Genomic DNA, 18,466 nt, shown 5'->3' with positions numbered 1-18,466 from the left:
CCATGAAGACCGGACTGTCCCTTTCCCTGATCGCCCTTCTGGCGGCCGGCACCGCGCAGGCGCAGGACAAGACCACGCTGAACGTCGTGGGCTTCTCGGGCGTCTTCGCCGAGAACTACGAGAACTTCATCATCAAGCCCTTCGAGGCGGCCCATCCCGACATCGACGTGGTCTACCAGCCCTCGAAGAACTCGGCCGAGACGCTGGCGCTGCTGACCCTGCAGAAGTCGGACCCGACCGTGGACGTGGCGCTGATCGACGTGTCGGTTGCGATCAAGGCCAATGGCGAAGGGCTCTTCGCGCCGCTCGACGCGGCCTCGGTCCCGAACCTGGCCGAGCAGCCGGACTGGGCGCGCATCGACGGCGACAAGTCGATCGCCTTCAGCCAGGACAACCTGACGATCCTCTACAACACCGAGAAGGTGAAAGAGCCGCCGACCAGCTGGGCCGACCTCGCCGACCCGAAGTGGAAGGGCAAGATCGCCGCCAAGCTCGCCGACACCCGCGGCGTGATCCTGATCCCGATCCTGACCAAGATGGCCGGTGGGGATTATAAGCAAAGCATCGACCCGGCGATCGAGGCGATGAACAAGTTTGGCCCCAACGTCTCGACCTGGGAACCGGCGCCGGACTGCTACGCGGTCGTTCAGTCGGGCGAGGTCGACCTGTCGATCTGCTGGAACGGCCGGTCGCAGTTCCTGCATGACACGCAGGGCGGCGTCATCGGCGTCTCGGCCCCGAAAGAGGGCTCGATCGGGCAGACCAACACCATCAACCTCGTCGCGGGCTCGAAGCACGCCGACGCGGCCAAGGCCTTCATCAACTACGCGCTGTCCGCCGAGGCGCAGGGCACCTTCGCCGAAAAGTCGTTCTACGGCCCGGTGAACACCAAGGTGACGCTGGCCCCCGAAGTGGCGACGCGGATCTACGGCTCGAAAGAGGCGCAGGACGCGCAGATGTCGCTCGACTGGCCCTGGATCGCGACCGTCTATTCGCAGTGGATCCAGCGCATCAACCGCGAAGTCATCGCGTTCAACTGACCTGAAGCCAGCGGAGGGCGGATCATGGCCGAACAGCACGTCGTCGTCGAAAACCTCGTGAAGACCTATCCGGGTGCCGCCACGCCCTCCGTCGACCATGTCAGCTTTTCGCTGCCCAAGGGCGAGATGCTGGCCTTGCTGGGCCCCTCGGGCTGCGGCAAGACCACGATCCTGCGGATGATCGCCGGGCTGATCGACCCGACCGGCGGCGCGATCCGCGTCAATGGCCGCGAGATCTCGCAGACGCCGGTCCACAAGCGCAACATGGGCATGGTCTTCCAGGCCTATGCTCTGTTCCCGCACATGAGCGTGGCCGAAAACGTGGCCTTCGGGCTGGAAATGCGCGGGATCCCGAAATCCGAGCGCGCGGCGAAGGTCGCCCGCGCGCTCGACATGGTGAAGCTCGGGGCGCTGGGCGACCGCAAGGTTACCCAGCTGTCGGGCGGCCAGCAGCAGCGCGCGGCCATCGCCCGCTCGCTGGTGATCGAGCCCGAGCTGCTGCTTCTGGACGAGCCGCTGTCGAACCTCGACGCGAAACTGCGCGACGAGATGCGCGACGAGATCCGCGACATCCAGTCCCGCACCGGCGTGACCGCGATCTTCGTCACCCACGACCAGGACGAGGCCCTGTCGATGGCCGACCGGCTGGCGGTGATGTCGGCGGGCCGGCTGGAACAGATCGGCACCCCGCGGCAGATCTTCGACGCCCCGGCGACCGAATTCGTCGCGGGCTTCATCGGCGCCGGCAATTTCCTGTCGGGCCGCGTCACCGCGCCGGGCGAGGCCGAGATCGAGGGGCTGGGCCCGATGCGCTTCGCCGCGCCCGATCCGGGTGTGGCCGTCGGCAACCGGGTGAAGCTGATGGTGCGCCCGCACCGCTTCACCCTTGCCCAACCCGCTCTTGCACAAACCGGCCCGAACAGCTTCACCGGCCGGGTCGAGACGCTGGTCTACCGCGGGCAGGTGCTGACGCTGGGCGTCGATGTCGGCGGCAAGCGGCTGACCGCGGACCTGCACACCCATGCCGGCCACCTGCCGGCGCGGGGCGAGACCGTGACCCTTGCCGTCGCGCCCGAGGATGTCACCTTCCTGTCCGGGGCAGCGGCATGAGCGCGACCGCCTTTCCCGCCCAGCCCGCCGCCGGCTCGGCGCGCTGGATGCTGCTGGCGCTGCTGGTGCCGGGGCTTCTGGCGCTGATGGCCACCTTCCTGCTGCCGATGGCCTGGCTGCTGCGGGCCTCGTTCTCGACCTCGTCGATGTCGGCCTTCGGCGGGGGCATGACGCTCGAACATTACCGCGCCGCGATCACCGATCCGTTCTACTGGAAGGTCGCGGTGAACACGCTGTGGCTGGGGGTCACTGTCAGCTTCTTCGCGGTGGTGCTGTCCTATCCGATCGCGCTGTTCCTCACCCGCAGCGAAAGCCGCTGGCGGGGCGTGCTGACGGCGCTGGCCGTGGCGCCGCTGCTGACCTCGGCCGTGGTGCGCACCTACGGCTGGATGGTGATCCTCGGCGACCGCGGCGTGATCAACGGCACGCTGCAGTCGCTGGGCCTGACCGATGCGCCGATCCGGCTGTCGAACAACAGCTTCGGTGCCACCGTCGCGCTGGTCGAGATCCTGATGCCCTACGCGATCCTCGCCATGCTGGCGGGCTTCGGCCGGCTGAACCCGCAGCTGGAGGAAGCCGCGGCGATGCTGGGCGCCAACAAGGCGCGCGTCTTCTGGCGCATCGTCCTGCCGCTGTCGCTGCCCGGCGTGCTGACCGCGGCGCTTCTGGTCTTCGTCCTTGCCATCTCCAGCTTCGTCACCCCGCGGCTGATGGGCGGCGGCCGGGTCTTCGTGCTGGGCACCGAGGTCTTCCAGGAGGCGACGGTCACGCTGAACTGGCCGCTGGCTGCGGCGCTGTCGGTGGTGCTGCTCGCGCTCTTCTCCTCGGTCATCGTCATCTACCAACGCGCCCTGCGCCGGCTGGAGGCCTGAGATGTCGCGCATCCTCTGGAAGGGCCTGATCGCACTTCTCTACCTGTTCCTGCTGGCGCCGATCCTCGTCGTGGTGATCGTCAGCTTCGACACCCGCCAGTATCTGGCCTTCCCGCCGGAAAGCCTGTCCTTCGGCAGCTATGCCAAGGTCTTCGCCAACCCGACCTTTCTTTCTGCCTTCGGGCGCTCGGTGGTGATCGGGCTGGTGGTCGGGCTGGCCGCGGTGGCGATCGGCACGCTGCTGTCGCTGGCGCTGGTGCGCTACCGCTTCCGCGGCCGCGAGGGCGTGAACTTCCTGATCCTCGCGCCCTTCCTCGTGCCGCACATCGTGCTTGCCGTCGGCATCATGCTGGTGCTCGCGCCGATGAGCCTGCTGGACAGCTACGCCGGCATCATCCTCGCGCATCTGGGCATCACCGTGCCCTACACCGTGCGCACCATCACCATGAGCCTGATGTCCGTCGACCGCCGTGTCGAAGAGGCGGCGATGGTCCATGGCGCGGCGCCGTTCACCGTCTTCCGCCGCATCACCCTACCGCTGATCGCGCCGGGGCTGATCGCGGGCGGGGTGATCGCCTTCCTGATCTCGTTCGACGAGGCGACGATCTCGCTCTTCATCGTCTCGGTGAAGGTCTCGACCCTGCCGACCGAAATCTACAACTACCTCGAGGTCTCGACCGATCCCCAGATCGCCGCGCTCTCGGTCCTGCTGATCGCGATCTCCATCGTCGTGGTGATCGCGGTCGAGCGGCTCATCGGCCTGAGGCGCGCGCTGTGAGCGCCGTCCCCTCCCCGGCGCTTCCGGTTGTCGAGACCGGATCAGGGCGCGTCTCGGGCCGGTTCGAGCCCTGGGGAGGCATCGCCTTCCTCGGTCTTCCCTATGCCGCGCCGGTCACCCCGGCGCAGCGTTTCGCGGCCCCCGAACCGGTGGCGCGCTGGGCGGGCATCCGCGCCTGCGACCGGCTGGGGCCGGTCTGCCCCCAATCGCCCACCTACGGGCCCGTCGGCACCGCCGCGGCCTCGGCCCTCGGGCAGGGCGAGGATTTCCTGACGCTGAACATCCGCACGCCCTCACTGACCGGGCGCGCGCCGGTGCTGGTCTGGATCCACGGCGGCGGCTATGCCGTGGGCTCGGCCAACGAGCCGGTGGTGCAGTCGGGCGCCTTCGCCGCCTCGGGCGTGGTCGAGGTGACGGTGAACTACCGCCTTGGCGCGCTGGGTTTCCTCAGCCTGCCGGGCTGCCCCGAGAACCGCGGGCTGCTCGACCAGATCGCGGCGCTGGGCTGGGTGCGGGACAATATCGCGGCCTTCGGCGGCGACCCCGCGCAGGTCACCTTCGCCGGGCGGTCGGCCGGCGGCTTCTCGATCGCCGCGGTGATGGCGATGCCCGCCGCGCGCGGGCTCTTCGCGCGGGCGATGCCGCAGTCGGGCGCGTCGACCGGCCTCGCCCGACGCGAGGATGCCGCGAAGCTGACCGCGCGGATGGCCGCGGCGCTGGGCTGCACCCCTGACCGGATCGCAGAGGCCCCGCTGCAGGCGCTGATCCTTGCCCAGCGCGACCTCTGCAACGAAAGCTACGAGCGTCACGACGCGACCCGTGACGGGCGCGCGGCGATGCTGGGCGTGCCCTTCGTGCCGGTGATCGACGGTGACAGCCTGCCCGACCACCCCGAGGCGCTGGCCGCGCGCGGCCAGACCGCGCCGGTGCCGATGATGATCGGCTGCACCACCGCCGAATACCTGACCCATTCCAGCGTCCTGCCCGCCGATCTCGACTTCGCCGGCGCCGCGCGGCTGCTGCACGAACGCGTCCGCCCCTGCGGCCTGAGCGGCGACGAGATCGTCGCGCGCTACCGCGCGGCCCTGCCGGACCATGGCCCGCAGGGGATCTGGCGCGCGGTCGCGGGCGATCTGGTGTTCCAGAACCCCACGACCCGCTTCGCCCGGGCCCATGGCCGCCACCAGCCGGTCTGGAAATACCTCTGGGGCGCGCTCGGGCCCGACGAGACCGGTGCCGCCCATGGCGCCGAGGTCGGCGAGGTCTGGTATCGCCCCGGCATGGACCAGTCGCAGCGCCCCGCCCGCCAGCGCGTGGCCGACCCCGCGGCGGCGGCGCGGACCCATGCGCTGTGGCTGTCGTTCCTGCGCGGGGACATCCCTGCGACCGGCGGCGTCACCGCCCCCCGCCACGCGGTCGACGCGCCCGAGGTGCTGTGGCTCGACCCGCTCGGCGCCCGCAGCACCCGCGATCCCTTCGATGCGCGCACCGCGCTGTGGGACCAGCCGGCAGGGCAGGGGGAATGAGCGCCCGCGGCGACCGATATGCCGCAGTCCCGGCCGATCCCGCGGTCCGTCCCGGCTTCGCGCTCGACTTCCGCCCCCGTGGCGGGATGATCGGCGCGAACCTCGCGGCGGGGACCCGGACCGAATGCAGCCCATGACCAGCCCCTATCTCGACACCCGCCAGCTCGAGGCTTTCGTCGCCGTGATCTCGATCGGCTCGATGACAGGGGCCGCGCGGGCGCTCGGCCGCTCGCAGCCGGTGATCACCCGCCTGATCCAGGAGCTCGAGGCCGAGCTCGGCTTCCCGCTGCTGCACCGCAACGGCCCGCGGATCTCGCCCACCCAGCAGGGCGTCGCCTTCTACGAACAGGCCGAGGTGATCCTCGGCGGCCTGCGCACCATCGCCGAGCGTGCGCGCGGCATTTCGACCGCCGCGCCGCAGCCGATCGAGATCGCCTCGCTGCCCTCGCTCGCCGCCAGCGTGGTGCCGAAGGTGCTGGCCGGGCTCGACCCCGCGCAGGTGCCGGCGCGGGTGCACCTGCGCTCGACCGCGGCAGAGACCATCGTGCAGGCGGTGGCCGACCGCACCGCCGACCTGGGCCTGACCTCGCTGCCGCTCGACAACCCCGGCGTCGAGGTGCACTGGACGGCCGAGGTGCCCTGCGTCGCCGTCGTCGCCCGCAGCCATCCGCTGGCCGACCGGGCCGAGATCTCGCCCGCCGACCTGGCCGGCGAACGGCTGATCGCGTCGCACAATCCCTACCGGCTGCGGCTGGCGATCAACCAGGCGCTCGGCGCCTTCTCGGTCGATCCGCCGGCGCTGATCGACAGCAACTCGAGCCCGGTGTCGATCGCGCTCGCCCGCGAGGGGCTGGGCGTCGCGGTGGTCGAGGCGCTGACCTCGACCGGGCTGCCGGTCGCCGATGTGGCGGTGCTGCCCTTCAGCTTCCGGATCCCGTTCCGCTTCGGCGTCATCACTGCCGCTGGCCGGCCGCTGTCGCCGCTGGTCGAGCGGTTGATCGGCGACCTGCGCGACAGCGCCGCGCGGCTGGTGCCCGGCTTCCGCCTGCTCGACGGGACCGAGACCGCGCAACCCTCGAACCTCGGTGGACAAGGTCCCGCCTGAGCCACCGCCATCCCCCCGCAGTGCACCCTCCGCATCCCGCGCATCGCGGCAGCGGCGCGGGCTCAGCCCATTTGCGCGCCTCCGCAGTCAAAGAAGGACTCCGGATGACGACGCTTTCCCGTCTTGGCTGCACGGCGGGTCATCATCGGGTCGAACCAGATCGCGAGAGACCCGCGCCGGCGCAGAGCGGCCCATGATATTGGGCGCGGACCGTTGGCGCCGCGATCGCACGATAATTGAGCCAGTTCGTCGCGTGGTAGCGAAGGGAAGAGGGCCTCGGAAGGACGCAAAGCTGACGATCAGATGTCGCGACGTGGCTCTGTCTCGTCGATAAGTGCCGCAACGCGATGCAGGGATCGCAACGGTCCTCCGGCCGTCGCCTGAACTGAGCGAGGTGGGTCAGCGCCTCCAGCCGATGCCCAGCGTCGGCATGATCGTCGCCGCCATACTCATGGCCAAACCGTCAGCGATCGACACGACTGGCCGCCGAAAGATCGCAGCGCTCATTAGTTTTGCGGCGATGGGCCAGAGAACCTGCCCCGAAGGTCAGGCTCTCTGGCGGGTCAGTGGTTGTTCCGGGGCAGGCTCGCGCGGGCGATGTCGTGGTAGGCATCCGCCCCGTCGAGGACCATCCCGGCGTCGAGCTGGCCGGTGAGGGACCGGAAGATCCCCTGCCAGGGCGTCTGGCTCGGCGGCACCGGGTAGCCGCCGGCCGCCTGCATCGCCGCACGGCGCGCGGCCAGCTCCGCCTCGGGCAGCAGGACGTCCACCCGCGCCTTGCGCAGATCGATCCGCAGCCGGTCGCCGTTGCGCAGCAGGGCAAGGCCGCCGCCGGCCGCCGCCTCGGGCGAGGCGTTCAGGATCGAGGGCGATCCCGAGGTGCCCGATTGCCGGCCGTCGCCGATGCAGGGCAGGGCGGAAATCCCGCGCTTCAGGAGGTAGGCGGGCGGGCGCATGTTCACCACCTCGGCCGCGCCGGGGTAGCCGAGGGGACCGGCGCCGCGCATGACCAGCACCGCGTCCTCGCCGATCGCCAGCGCGGGATCGTCGATCACCGCGTGGAAATGCTCGGGCCCGTCGAAGACGAAGACCGTGCCCTCGAAGGCTTCGGGATCCGCGGGGTTGGACAGGTAGCGGGCCCGGAAATCGGCCGAGATCACGCTGGTCTTCAGGATCGCGCTGTCGAAGAGGTTGCCCGACAGGTTCAGGAAGCCCGCCTCGGGCTTGAGCGGTTCCGCGACGCCGTGGATCACCTCCGGCGACAGGCTGCGGATGGCGGCGGCGGACAGCGGCGCGCCGGACACGGTCGGCGCATCGGGATGCGGCAGCAGCCCGGCGGCGATCAGTTCGCCCAGCACCGCCGGCACGCCGCCGGCACGGTGGAAGTCCTCGCCCAGATACGTGCCGGCCGGCTGCAGGTTCACCAGCAGCGGCACGCGGTGGCCCAGCCTTTGCCAGTCATCGTTGTCCAGCGCGACCCCGGCATGGCGCGCGACGGCGTTCAGGTGGATCGGCGCGTTGGTCGATCCGCCGAAGGCCGAGCAGGCCACCACCGCGTTCTCGAAGGCGGCGCGGGTCAGGATGTCGGAGGGGCGCAGATCCTCCCACACCATCTCGACGATGCGGCGCCCCGTGGCGTGCCCCATCTGGCCGCGCTCGCGGTAGGGGGCGGGGATCGCGGCCGAGCCCGGCAGCTGCATCCCCAGCACCTCGGCGAGCGAGTTCATGGTCGAGGCGGTGCCCATCGTGTTGCAGTAGCCGACCGAGGGGGCCGACGAGGCGACGAGTTCGTAGAAGCCCTCTTCGTCGATCTCGCCACGGGCCAGCAGTTCGCGCGCCTTCCACACCACGGTGCCCGAGCCGGCGCGTTCGCCGCGGTGCCAGCCGTTCAGCATCGGACCCACGGAATAGGCGATGGCGGGGATGTTGACGGTCGCCGCCGCCATCAGAAGCGCGGGCGTGGTCTTGTCGCAGCCGATGGTCAGCACGACGCCGTCGATCGGATAGCCGTGCAGCGCCTCGACAAGGCCGAGATAGGCGAGGTTGCGGTCGAGGCTGGCGGTCGGGCGCTTGCCGGTCTCCTGGATCGGGTGGACCGGGATCTCCATCGGGATGCCGCCGGCGGCGGTGATGCCGTCGCGCACGCGTTTGGCCAGTTCGACGTGGTGGCGATTGCAGGGCGACAGGTCGCTGCCGGTCTGGGCGATGCCGATGATCGGCTTGCCGCCCTGCAACTCGGCCCGCGTCAGGCCGTAGTTCAGGTACCGCTCGAGGTAGAGCGCCGTCATCTCCGGATCGTCGGGGTTGTTGAACCACAGCCGCGAGCGAAGCTGGTCGGGGGTGATCCGGGGGCGTTGGGTCATGACGGGTCCCTGTGTATGGACGGCGGTCAAAGGCAAGGAGGGCGGGGCCTGAGCCCCGCCCTGTCCGGTATCAGTACATCGCGATGCCGGGGAAGAGGATCATCACCGCAAGGCCGAGGATCTGCAGCGCGATGAAGGGCACCAGCGCCTTGAAGATGTCGCCGAGCGAGATCCCCGGAGGCGCCACCGACTTCAGGTAGAAGGCGGCGGGGCCAAAGGGCGGCGACAGGAAGCTGACCTGCATGTTCATGCAGAAGAGCACCCCGAACCACACCGGGTCGAGCCCCAGCGACTTCACGATCGGCACGAAGATCGGCATGGTCAGAAGCGCGATCCCCACCCAGTCCAGGAACGCTCCCAGCACGAAGAGGATCGCCATCATCAGCAGGATGATCACGGTCGGATTGTCCGACACGCCGGTGATCAGGCCCGAGACGAAGCTGATGCCGCCCATCAGGTTGTAGACGCCGACGATCGCGGTGGCGCCGATGCCGATCCAGACGATCATCCCGCAGGTCGCGAGGGTCTGCATCGCGCTGTCGCGGACGAAGGCCCAGTTGAACTCGCCGCGTAGCAGCGCCGACAGGGCGACACCGCCGACACCCACGGCCGAGGCCTCGGTCACCGAGGCGATGCCGCCGTAGATCGAGCCCAGCACGAAGACCACCACCATGATCGGCAGGATCAGGCCCTTCAGCAGGCGCAGCTTCTCTGACGTGGGGATCTTCTCGTTCGTCGGCGGGGGGGCGGTGCCGGGCACGAAGTAGGACATGACCAGCACGTAGATGACGTAGAAGCCCGCCAGCATCGCCCCGGGGATGAAGGCCGCCGAGAAGAGCGAGCCGATCGAGACGTTGGCGGTCAGCCCGTACATGATCAGCACGATCGAGGGTGGGATCATCGCGCCCAGCGAGCCGCCGGCGCAGACCACGCCGATCGCGAGGTTCTTGTTGTAGCCCAGTCGCAGCATCTGCGGCAGCGCGAGCAGGCCCAGCAGCACGATCTCGCCGCCGATGATGCCCGACATCGCCGCCAGGATGACCGAGACGAAGATCGTCTGCACCGCGACGCCGCCGCGGATGCGCCCGCCGATCAGCTTCATCGCGTCGAACAGGTCGCGCGCCACGCCGGAACGGTCGAGCATCGCCGCCATCAGCACGAACATCGGCACCGAGACGAAGATGAAGTTGTTGACGAAGGTATAGATGCGGCTGGTGATGATGCCGACCGCCATCGGGCCGAAGCCCAGAAGCGCGAAGATCAGCGCCACCAGCAGCGTGACGAAGGCCAGCGGCATGCCGGTCAGCAGCAGCACCACCATCGTGCCGAACATCAGCAGCGTCGAGGTGCCGATCCCCAGCGCCGCGAGGTCGAGGATCGCGTTCATGCCGCGCCTCCGGTCCGCGTTTCGGCGCTGCGGCGCAGTTGGTTCCAGGCGAAGATGGCGAACTGCAGGGTCATGACGATGAGCACCACGAAGAGGAAGATCTTGGTCCAGGCCGGGATCGCCGGATTCCAGGCGCTGCCCGAGCGTTCGAAGCGGACCTCGCCGCTGGGGGCCCAGACCGATTTCGCCACCATCAGCCAGGCCGCCCAGGCGAAGAAGGCCGAGGCCAGTGCCGACGAGGCAGAGATGAAGATGTCGAGCCCGCGCCGGATCCCGGCGGGCAGCGCGTCATAGATCAGCACGACGCGAATGTGGGTGTCGCGCGCCGCGACGAAGAGCCCGCCGTAAAGGAAGGCCAGCGCGCAGAGGAAGGTCGATGTCTCGTGCGCCCAGATCGTCGGGCGGTTCAGCACGTAGCGCAGGAACACTTCCATCAGCAGCATCACCGCGGCGGCGACGATGCCCGCGGCGAAGATGAAGCCGAAGCGTTCGACCACGCGGCCAAGCGCGCCAGCGGCGCGCGGCACGCCCAAGGGGCTTTCGACCGGCAGCACCGAATGGTCGCCGGCGGGGTGGGTGTTGGGATCCGACATGGGGCCTCCTCCGCGGGGAATGCGGCCGGGCATCGGCGACGTCCGGCCCGCAGGGAACGACGGGCCCCGACGCGGCAATGCGCCCGGGGCCCGTCTTCGCGTCACTTCGCCATCAGGCCCTTGTCGGTGAGATAGGCGACCAAGGTGTCGTAGACCTTCTGCGACATCGGCGATTTGGTCGCGACCTTCTCCCATTCGCCCCGCGCGATGCCGCGGAACTTGGCGCGCTCTTCATCCGACCAGTTGTGCACGGTGATCTTGCCGCCGGCCTTTGCCGCCTCGACGGCCTTCAGGTCGCGCTGGTGCAGCGTGTCGATCTGGGTCTGCTGGAAGATCTTCTCGGCTTCCTTGATCTTGCCCTGGAGCTCGGGCGAGAGCGCATCCCATTTCGCCTTGTTCATCGACACTTCGATGAGCGGCAGCGAGTGGAAGCCCGGGTAGACCGGGTTCATCGCGATGTCGTTCATGCCGGTGTCCTGGTTGACCGAGAAGACCGAATAGTCGGCCGCGTCGATCACGCCCTTGTCGAGCGAGGTGTAGACCTCGGACGAGGGCAGGTTGACCGGGTTCGCGCCGGCGGCGGCGAAGACGTTGGCGATCAGCCCCTCGGGCGAGCGGATCTTGACGCCCTTCAGGTCATCCACCTTGTCGAGCGGCACCTTCGAGACGAAGGCCTCGAGCCCCGGGGTCGAGACGCCGATGAACTCGAGCCCGTAGGGGTTGATCAGCTCGTTCATCAGCTCCTTGCCGCCGCCGTTCTCGACGAAGTCGATCATCTGCGCGGGGTCGGCCCAGGCGCCGACCGGGTTCGCGATCAGGCCGAAGGCGGGATCGCGGCCGGCGAAATACGAGGTGTCGGTGATGTGGCCATCCAGAAGCCCCGCCTGGATCGCGTCCGGCGTCTCCTTGTAGTCGACGATGGTGCCGACCGGCAGCAGCTCGATCGTGACCTCGCCGTTGGTCAGTTCCTTCACCTTGTCGACGAAGACGTGCTGAAGCTCGAAGTTGGGGTTGCCCGCCGGGTCCGAGGACTGGAAGCGGAAGTGCTGCTCGGCCATCGCGGCAGAGCCGGCACCGAGGGTGGCGATCAGCGCCACGGCGGTCGTCGTCAGGTAATTCATCAGGTCTCCTCCCTTACTGAATGCGTCATCTGAACAGCAGCCCGCCCCATCACGGGGACGGGAAGGCGATCTGCACCTTCATCGCCCGGCTCTTGTCCGAGGCGAGGTCGAAGGCGTCGGTGGCCTCTGCGACGGGCAGGACCCGGGTCAGCAGCGGCGACACGTCGATGCGGCCCGAGGCGATGGCCCGGGCGGCGGTGGCGAATTCCGCGTCGAAGCGGAAGCTGCCCTGCATGCGGATCTCGCGCGCGACCAGCGCGGTCACCGGCAGCGTCACCTCGGGGCCGAGGCCAACGGCGACCAGAAGGCCCTGCGGCCGCAGCACCTTCAGTGCGGCCAGGATCGCCGGCGGCGCGCCCGAGCATTCGAAGGCGACATCGATTTGGCCCTTGGCTTCGGCGTAAGGCGCAAGCGCGTCCGCGTCGCCGGCAAGGTCGAGCACGGTGTCGGCGCCGACCGCGCGGGCGCCGGCCAGTGCCGGGGCGGCGATGTCGGTGGCGATGATCTCTTCTGCCCCGGCTGCGCGAGCGGCGAGGATCGTCAGGCAGCCGATCGGGCCGCAGCCCGAGACCAGCACGCGCCTGCCGATCAGGCTGCCGGCGCCTGCAACGGCGTGCAGGCACACGGCGAGCGGTTCCGACATGGCCGCTAGCGCGAGGTCGGTGCCCGCGGGCAGGCGCACCGCCTGGGCCGCAGGCAGGGTGACCGCGGCGCGGAACAGGCCCTGCTCATGCGGGAAGCGCATGGCCGAGCCGTTGAAGCGCATGTCGAGGCAGTGATGCGCCAGCCCCTTGCGGCAGTAGTCGCAGTGCCCGCAGGGACGCGAGGGGTTCACCGCGACAAGGTCGCCTTCGGTCAGGCCAGTGACCCCGGCGCCCAGCGCGGTGATCGTGCCCGAAACCTCGTGGCCAAGCGCCATGGGTTCGCGCACACGCACGGTGCCGAAGCCGCCGTGGTGGTAGTAATGCAGGTCGGACCCGCAGATGCCGCCATGGCTGACGGCGATCTGCACCTCGCCCGGCCCGGGGGCGGGCGCGGGGGCGATGTCGTCGAAGCGCAGATCGTGCGGGGCGTGAAGGACGACCGCTTTCATCACAGCACCGAAATCATGCCGCCGTCGGCATAGATGATCTGCCCCGAGACATAGTTCGACGCATCCGAGGCAAGGTAGATCGCGGTGCCGGCCAGTTCCTCGGGCAGGCCCCAGCGGCGCATCGGCGTGCGTCCCTTGACCCAGCCGTCGAACTCGGGGTTCGACAGCAGCGCCTCGTTCATGTCGGTGACCATGTAGCCCGGGCCGATGGCGTTCGACTGGATGCCCTTCTCGCCCCATTCGGCGGCCATGGCCTTGGTCAGCATCTTGATGCCACCCTTGGCGACCGTGTAGGGCGCGACCGTCGCGCGGGCGAGCTCCGACGTCAGCGAGCCGATGTTGATGATCTTGCCGCGGCCGCGCGCGGCCATGCGCTTCGCCGCCTCGCGCCCGATGACGAAGGCCGAGGTCAGGTTGATGTCGATCACCCGCTGCCAGTCGGCGGTGTCCAGCTCCAGCATCGGCTTGCGGAACTGGATGCCCGCGTTGTTCATCAGGATATCGACCTCGATGCCGTCCGCGTCGAGCCTGTCGAACGCAGCCTTGATCGCGGCCTCGTCGGCCACGTCGAAGGCCGAGGTCAGCACGTCGAAGCCCGCCGCGCGCATCTCTGCCGCGGCCTCTTCGAGCCGCGCGGTGTTGACGCCGTTCAGGATCACGCGGGCGCCCGCACCGGCCAGACCTTCGGCAAAGGCGCGGCCCAGACCGCGGGACGAGCCGGTGATCAGCGCGGTGCGCCCGGTCAGATCGAAGAGTTTCAGCGACATCACGCGGCCTCGGACAGACGGGTGGACAGGTCGGAGCGTTCGAAGAACTGCGGCACAAGCTCGGTGCCGAGGCCCGGGCCCTCCATCGGGTAGACATAGCCGCCCTCGATGCGCGGCACCTCGGTGACCAGTTCGCGGTACCAGCCCTTGTAGAAGGCGCGCACCGATTCCTGGATCAGGGTGTTGGGCTGGCTGATCGACATGTGGATCGCGGCGGCGAAGCCCACCGGGCCGATGCAGTCATGCGGCGCGAAGGGGCGGTGGTAGGTGTCAGCCATGGCCGCGATCTTGCGCCCCTCGGTCAGCCCGCCGGTCCAGCACAGGTCGGCCATGACGACATGGGTCGCGTCGCGGTCGAGATATTCCTTGTAGGCGAAGCGCGAGCCCAGCGTTTCCGAGGCGCAGGTCCAGGTCGTGGTCGAACGCGCGAATTCCGCCAGCGCCTGCGGCGAGTTCATGCGGATCGCGTCCTCGTACCAGCGCGGCTGATAGGGTTCGAGCGCGCGGGCGATGTCCATGGCGACCGGCAGGTTCCACAGGCTGTGCATCTCGACCATGATTTCCATCTTGTCGCCGACGGCCTTGCGGATCAGCTCGAAGGGCTTGATCGCGGTCTTCATCTGCTCGGCGGTGATGAACATGCCCTTGTTCTCGATCGCGGCCGGATCGAAGGGCCAGATCTTCATCGCCGTGATGCCGTTCGACAGCAGGTCCTCGGCCAGCTCGCCCGCACGGGTCATGAAGGCGTCGAGATCCTCGTAGGGCGAGGGCGCGTCGGCCCCCTTCGCGCCGAGGTTCCAGGTATCGACCGGTTTGATCTTGTTGGTGCGCACATAGCGGGTGCCGGCACAGGTGTTGTAGATCCGCATCCGGTCCCAGCTCTGCCCGCCCAGCATCATGTGCACGGGCTGGCCGGCGACCTTGCCGAAGATGTCCCACAGCGCGATGTCGATCGCCGAAGCCGCGCGGTACTCGACCCCGGTCGAGGCCTGCGCGTTCGGCAGCGACACCATTTCCTTGTGCAGAAGCTCGATGTTCAGCGGGTTCTGGCCCACGAGGCGGACGGCGAGCGTGTTGTGGATATGCGCCTCGCAGGCCTCGGCGCCGTAAAAGGTCTCGCCCAGCCCGGTGATGCCCGCGTCGGTCTCGACATGGACCCACAGCACGTTGGCGAATTCCTCGACCCGATAGGTCCTGATCGCGGTGATCTTCATCCGTCCTCCTCCGCGGCGGCGCACCGGCCGCCCGCCCTGCCGCGGTGATGCCGCGGTCCTGTCCCCTGCGCCCCGAAGGACCACGCCTCCCTGCGCAGTTCCCCTGACCTAGGCCGGGGGGCGAAATCAGTCAACCCGAATCGTCAATGCGAACACACCAAAGGATGTAACCTGTCTTACAATACGGCGCCATCCGGCGCGCGCGGGTCTATGGCGCGGGCCTGGGCGACGGCGTCCCCCGTGGCCTGCATCAGCTCGATCTCCAGCCCGTCGGGCATCCGCAGCCAATTGCGCCCGGCCGGCAGCGTGACCCCGCCATGCGCCAGCGCCCCCTCGATCGCGGCGTCGAGATCCGCGACCATCAGGCCCAGGTGCAGGCAGCGCCCCTCGGGCCCGGCGAAGCCGTCGCGGCGCACCAGCTGCAGGCCGCCGTCGAGCCAGACCGAGCTTGGCGCGTCCTCGGGCCCGGCGGTGCGGTTGATGCCCATGCCCAGCACCTCGCCGAAGAAGGCGATGTGCGGCGCGTAGTCGGCGACGATCAGCGCCATGTGTTCCAGATAGCCGCGGGTCTGCATGTCATTCCTCACCATTCCGCCACCGAGCCGTCAGCGTGCCGCCACAGCGGGTTGCGCCAGCGGTGACCTTGTCCGGCGGCGCGGATCACCGCCGCCTCGTCGATCTTGATCCCCAAACCGGGACCGGTCGGGATCGCGACGGCGCCGTCCGCGTAGCGGAAGACCGAAGGATCGACGAGATAGTCCAGCAGATCGCTGCCGGCATTGTAGTGGATGCCCAGGCTCTGTTCCTGGATGAAGGCGTTGTAGGACACCGCATCCACCTGCAGGCAGGCCGCCAGCGCGATCGGGCCGAGCGGGCAGTGGAAGGCCACGGCGATGTCGTAGGCCTCGGCCATCGCGGCGATCTTGCGGCATTCGGTGATGCCCCCGGCGTGGCTGAGGTCAGGCTGGATGATGTCGACGCAGCGCGTCTCGAACACGCGCTTGAAGTCCCAGCGCGAATACAGCCGCTCGCCCAGCGCGATCGGGGTCGCGGAACCGCGGGTGATCTCGGGCAGCGCCTCGAGGTTCTCGGACAGCACCGGCTCTTCGATGAACATCAGCCGGAACGGCTCCAGCTCGCGGATCAGCACCTTCGCCATCGGTTTGTGCACGCGCCCGTGGAAGTCGACGGCGATGCCCACGTGGGGGCCGACCGCGTCGCGCACGGTGCCGATCGTCTCGAGGATGCGGTCGACCTTGTCGTGGCCGTCGACGATCTGCAGTTCCTCGGCGCCGTTGAGCTTGAGGGCAGTGAAGCCGCGCGCCACTGCGTCGCGTGCGCCCTGCGCCACCTCTTCGGGGCGGTCGCCGCCGATCCAGGAATAGACCCGGATGCTGTCCCGGCAGGCCCCGCCCAGCATCTGGTGGACGGGCAGACCCGCTGCCCGGCCCTTGATGTCCCACAGCGCCTGGTCGATGCCCGCCAGCGCGCTCATCAGCACCGGGCCGCCGCGGTAGAAGCCGCCGCGATAGAGCGCCTGCCAGTGATCCTCGATCCGCAGCGGGTCCTGTCCGATCAGGTAGTCGGCCATCTCCTGCACCGCGGCCTCGACCGTCAGTGCCTTGCCCTCGACCACCGGCTCTCCCCAGCCCGAGATCCCTTCATCGGTCTCGATCTTCAGGAACAGCCAGCGCGGCGGCACCAGATAGGTCTTGAGCGCGGTGATCTTCATCTGGTCTGGCGTCCCGGGTCCGAAAGCGGCGATGGATTGGCAATATCATTAGTAGTATTATTCGAGTCGGTAAATAGGATTAAATTGTTCCGCAACGGCCTTCTCGGGGCTGCTGGTTTGGGATAGGGATCGCGCATGTCCGCATCTCCCGCTTCACCACGCGTCCACCCTGCCGCCGGCCCGAAAGGCGCGGGCCAGCATGTGGCGCGGGAACGGGATCTTCCGGCGGGGCGGGTGATGCGCGAGGTGCTGCTGCATTTCGTGGACGCGATCGTCTCGGGACAGTTCGCCCCGGATACGCCCCTGCCGGGCGAGGCCGAGCTGATGCGGCAGTTCGGCGCGAGCCGCACCACCCTGCGCGAGACCATGCAGCGCCTTACCGCGCTGGGCATGCTGCGCGCCCGGCCGCGGTCGGGAACCATGGTGCTGCCGCGGGCCCGCTGGAACATGCTGGATCCGGTGGTGCTGGATGCCGCGCTGCGTCAGGAGCCCGACATCGAGTTCTTCACCGCGCTGCTCGACATCCGCGCGCTGATCGAGCCCGCGGCGGCGGCGGCCGCGGCGCAGGCCGGCAACCTGCCGGCACTGATGGCGATCGGCGACGCGCTCGACCGGATGGCGGCCGCCTCGGGGCGGGACGCCGAGGCCTGGAGCCTTGCCGATCTGGATTTTCACAGCGCGATCATCGAGAGCAGCGGCAACTGGGTCTATGCCCAGCTGATCTCGGCGGTGCGTGCGGCCCTGCTGGCGATCTTCCGGCTGACGAACCGCGGTAGCCAGTCCCACGAAGAGGCGATCGCGATGCATCGCGCGGTGCTCGAGGCGATCCGCCTGCGCGACCCCGAGGCCGCCCATGCCGCCATGCTGGCCGTTGTGGCGCGCGGCAGGGTCGATCTTGAAAGGGCCCTGCGCGCGGCCGCGGCCGCGGCCAGAACGGCGCCCGGCGCCTGAGCGCGGCTTTGAAGGCGCTGACAAAGCGCCAATCCTCGGTTATACCGCACGGATGCCGTGCATTGTAGGGCGCTATGACTGATATTGTCAGACAGGACGAAGAGGGGCCGCGCGTCGGCCTTGTCGAACGCACGATGGAGGGTCTGCGCAGGCTGATCCGCCAGCGCGGGCTGCGGCCGTCCGACGCCATGCCGTCCGAAACGGTGATCGCCGAGATGCTGTCGGTCTCGCGCCCCGTCGCGCGCGAGGCGCTGCGCGGTCTTGCGACCCTGGGCATCCTCGAGGTCGGCAACGGTCGCAAGGCGCGGGTGGCGATGCCGGACGCGCGGGCGCTGAGCCTGATCCTCGATCACACGACCTGGACCGGGCAGCTGACGATCCAGCAGGTGCTCGACGTGCGCCGGACGCTCGAGATGCGGACGACCGCGCTGGCCGCCATGCGCCGCAGCGACGCGATCGCGGCCGAACTGCTCGAGATCGTGGCGCAGATGTTCGCGGGGCTCGACGGGCCGCCAGAGGCGCTCATGGAGCTCGACATCAAGTTCCACGAACTGATCGCGAAGGCCTCGGGCAACCTGCTTTACGAAATCCTGATCCAGAGCTTCGGCGTCACCACCCGCCAGACTTGGCCGATCGGCTGGCGGTCGCGCGGCACCCGCGAGAACCGGCTCGAGAACCTGCGCTGTCACGAACGCATCGCGACGGCGATCCTCGCGCAGGACGCGGCGCGGGCCGAGGCCGCGATCTCGGACCATTTCGACAGCGCCGTCACCGTGCTGCTGCGCGCCGGCGTCACCTGATCTGCCTCTTGGGG

Annotated in this window: 17 protein-coding genes; 8 read left to right on the top strand and 9 right to left on the bottom strand. The window is 69.1% G+C overall.

What is annotated here, in order from left to right; translation table 11 throughout:
• Positions 1-2 precede the first annotated feature (2 nt).
• The 6 genes from V8J36_RS02880 (at position 3) to V8J36_RS02855 (ending at position 6,431) form a co-directional block, all read left to right on the top strand.
• Positions 3-1,040, top strand: a complete 1,038-nt coding sequence (locus tag V8J36_RS02880) for an ABC transporter substrate-binding protein (RefSeq protein WP_336465736.1) — start codon at positions 3-5, stop codon at positions 1,038-1,040.
• A 24-nt stretch (positions 1,041-1,064) separates the two neighbouring features.
• Positions 1,065-2,150, top strand: coding sequence for an ABC transporter ATP-binding protein (locus tag V8J36_RS02875; protein ID WP_336465735.1), 1,086 nt, complete (start codon positions 1,065-1,067; stop codon positions 2,148-2,150).
• Positions 2,147-3,022, top strand: a complete 876-nt coding sequence (locus V8J36_RS02870) for an ABC transporter permease (RefSeq protein ID WP_336465734.1) — start codon at positions 2,147-2,149, stop codon at positions 3,020-3,022. The genes V8J36_RS02875 and V8J36_RS02870 overlap by 4 nt, the downstream gene beginning before the upstream one ends.
• Before the next feature lies 1 nt (position 3,023).
• Entirely contained in the window at positions 3,024-3,800 is a 777-nt protein-coding gene (locus tag V8J36_RS02865; protein WP_336465733.1) for an ABC transporter permease, read from the top strand.
• Complete coding sequence (locus V8J36_RS02860) at positions 3,797-5,326, top strand: carboxylesterase/lipase family protein (protein ID WP_336465732.1); 1,530 nt, start codon at positions 3,797-3,799, stop codon at positions 5,324-5,326. The genes V8J36_RS02865 and V8J36_RS02860 overlap by 4 nt, the downstream gene beginning before the upstream one ends.
• A gap of 124 nt (positions 5,327-5,450) precedes the next feature.
• Positions 5,451-6,431 carry a LysR family transcriptional regulator gene (locus V8J36_RS02855; RefSeq protein ID WP_336465731.1) on the top strand — a complete coding sequence of 327 codons (981 nt, stop codon included), beginning with the start codon at positions 5,451-5,453 and terminating at the stop codon, positions 6,429-6,431.
• 563 nt (positions 6,432-6,994) lie between these two features.
• Here the strand turns inward: V8J36_RS02855 and V8J36_RS02850 are convergent.
• The 9 genes from V8J36_RS02850 to dgoD form a co-directional block, all read right to left on the bottom strand.
• Positions 6,995-8,794 (bottom strand): IlvD/Edd family dehydratase, encoded by a 1,800-nt coding sequence (locus V8J36_RS02850; RefSeq protein ID WP_336465730.1) that lies wholly within the window; start codon positions 8,792-8,794, stop codon positions 6,995-6,997.
• Between the two features lie 70 nt (positions 8,795-8,864).
• On the bottom strand, positions 8,865-10,181 hold the full coding sequence (locus V8J36_RS02845) for a TRAP transporter large permease (protein ID WP_336465729.1): 1,317 nt from the start codon (positions 10,179-10,181) through the stop codon (positions 8,865-8,867).
• Positions 10,178-10,774: a TRAP transporter small permease subunit gene (locus V8J36_RS02840; protein ID WP_336465728.1), complete on the bottom strand. Its 597-nt coding sequence runs from the start codon at positions 10,772-10,774 to the stop codon at positions 10,178-10,180. The genes V8J36_RS02845 and V8J36_RS02840 overlap by 4 nt, the downstream gene beginning before the upstream one ends.
• Before the next feature lie 101 nt (positions 10,775-10,875).
• A complete protein-coding gene (locus tag V8J36_RS02835; RefSeq protein ID WP_336465727.1) occupies positions 10,876-11,895 on the bottom strand; it encodes a TRAP transporter substrate-binding protein in 1,020 nt (339 codons plus the stop codon).
• A 49-nt stretch (positions 11,896-11,944) separates the two neighbouring features.
• On the bottom strand, positions 11,945-12,988 hold the full coding sequence (locus V8J36_RS02830) for an L-idonate 5-dehydrogenase (protein ID WP_336465726.1): 1,044 nt from the start codon (positions 12,986-12,988) through the stop codon (positions 11,945-11,947).
• Positions 12,988-13,755 (bottom strand): SDR family oxidoreductase, encoded by a 768-nt coding sequence (locus V8J36_RS02825; protein WP_336465725.1) that lies wholly within the window; start codon positions 13,753-13,755, stop codon positions 12,988-12,990. Before V8J36_RS02825 ends, V8J36_RS02830 begins: the two co-directional genes overlap by 1 nt.
• Complete coding sequence (locus tag V8J36_RS02820; protein WP_336465724.1) at positions 13,755-14,969, bottom strand: mandelate racemase/muconate lactonizing enzyme family protein; 1,215 nt, start codon at positions 14,967-14,969, stop codon at positions 13,755-13,757. The genes V8J36_RS02825 and V8J36_RS02820 overlap by 1 nt, the downstream gene beginning before the upstream one ends.
• Before the next feature lie 176 nt (positions 14,970-15,145).
• Positions 15,146-15,559 (bottom strand): VOC family protein, encoded by a 414-nt coding sequence (locus V8J36_RS02815; protein ID WP_336465723.1) that lies wholly within the window; start codon positions 15,557-15,559, stop codon positions 15,146-15,148.
• Complete coding sequence (dgoD, locus tag V8J36_RS02810; protein ID WP_336465722.1) at positions 15,553-16,701, bottom strand: galactonate dehydratase; 1,149 nt, start codon at positions 16,699-16,701, stop codon at positions 15,553-15,555. Before dgoD ends, V8J36_RS02815 begins: the two co-directional genes overlap by 7 nt.
• A 135-nt stretch (positions 16,702-16,836) precedes the next feature.
• On the opposite strand from dgoD, the gene V8J36_RS02805 reads away from it, so the two are divergent.
• Both V8J36_RS02805 and V8J36_RS02800 read left to right on the top strand, forming a co-directional pair.
• A complete protein-coding gene (locus tag V8J36_RS02805) occupies positions 16,837-17,652 on the top strand; it encodes a FadR/GntR family transcriptional regulator (protein WP_336465721.1) in 816 nt (271 codons plus the stop codon).
• Positions 17,653-17,726: 74 nt separating this feature from the next.
• Positions 17,727-18,452 (top strand): FadR/GntR family transcriptional regulator, encoded by a 726-nt coding sequence (locus V8J36_RS02800; protein WP_336465720.1) that lies wholly within the window; start codon positions 17,727-17,729, stop codon positions 18,450-18,452.
• Positions 18,453-18,466 lie beyond the last annotated feature (14 nt).

This window comes from Frigidibacter sp. MR17.14, from assembly GCF_037095735.1.
Lineage (GTDB): Bacteria > Pseudomonadota > Alphaproteobacteria > Rhodobacterales > Rhodobacteraceae > Frigidibacter.
The sequence above is the reverse complement of the archived record's forward strand: the minus strand, read 5'-3'. Positions and strand labels throughout refer to the sequence as shown.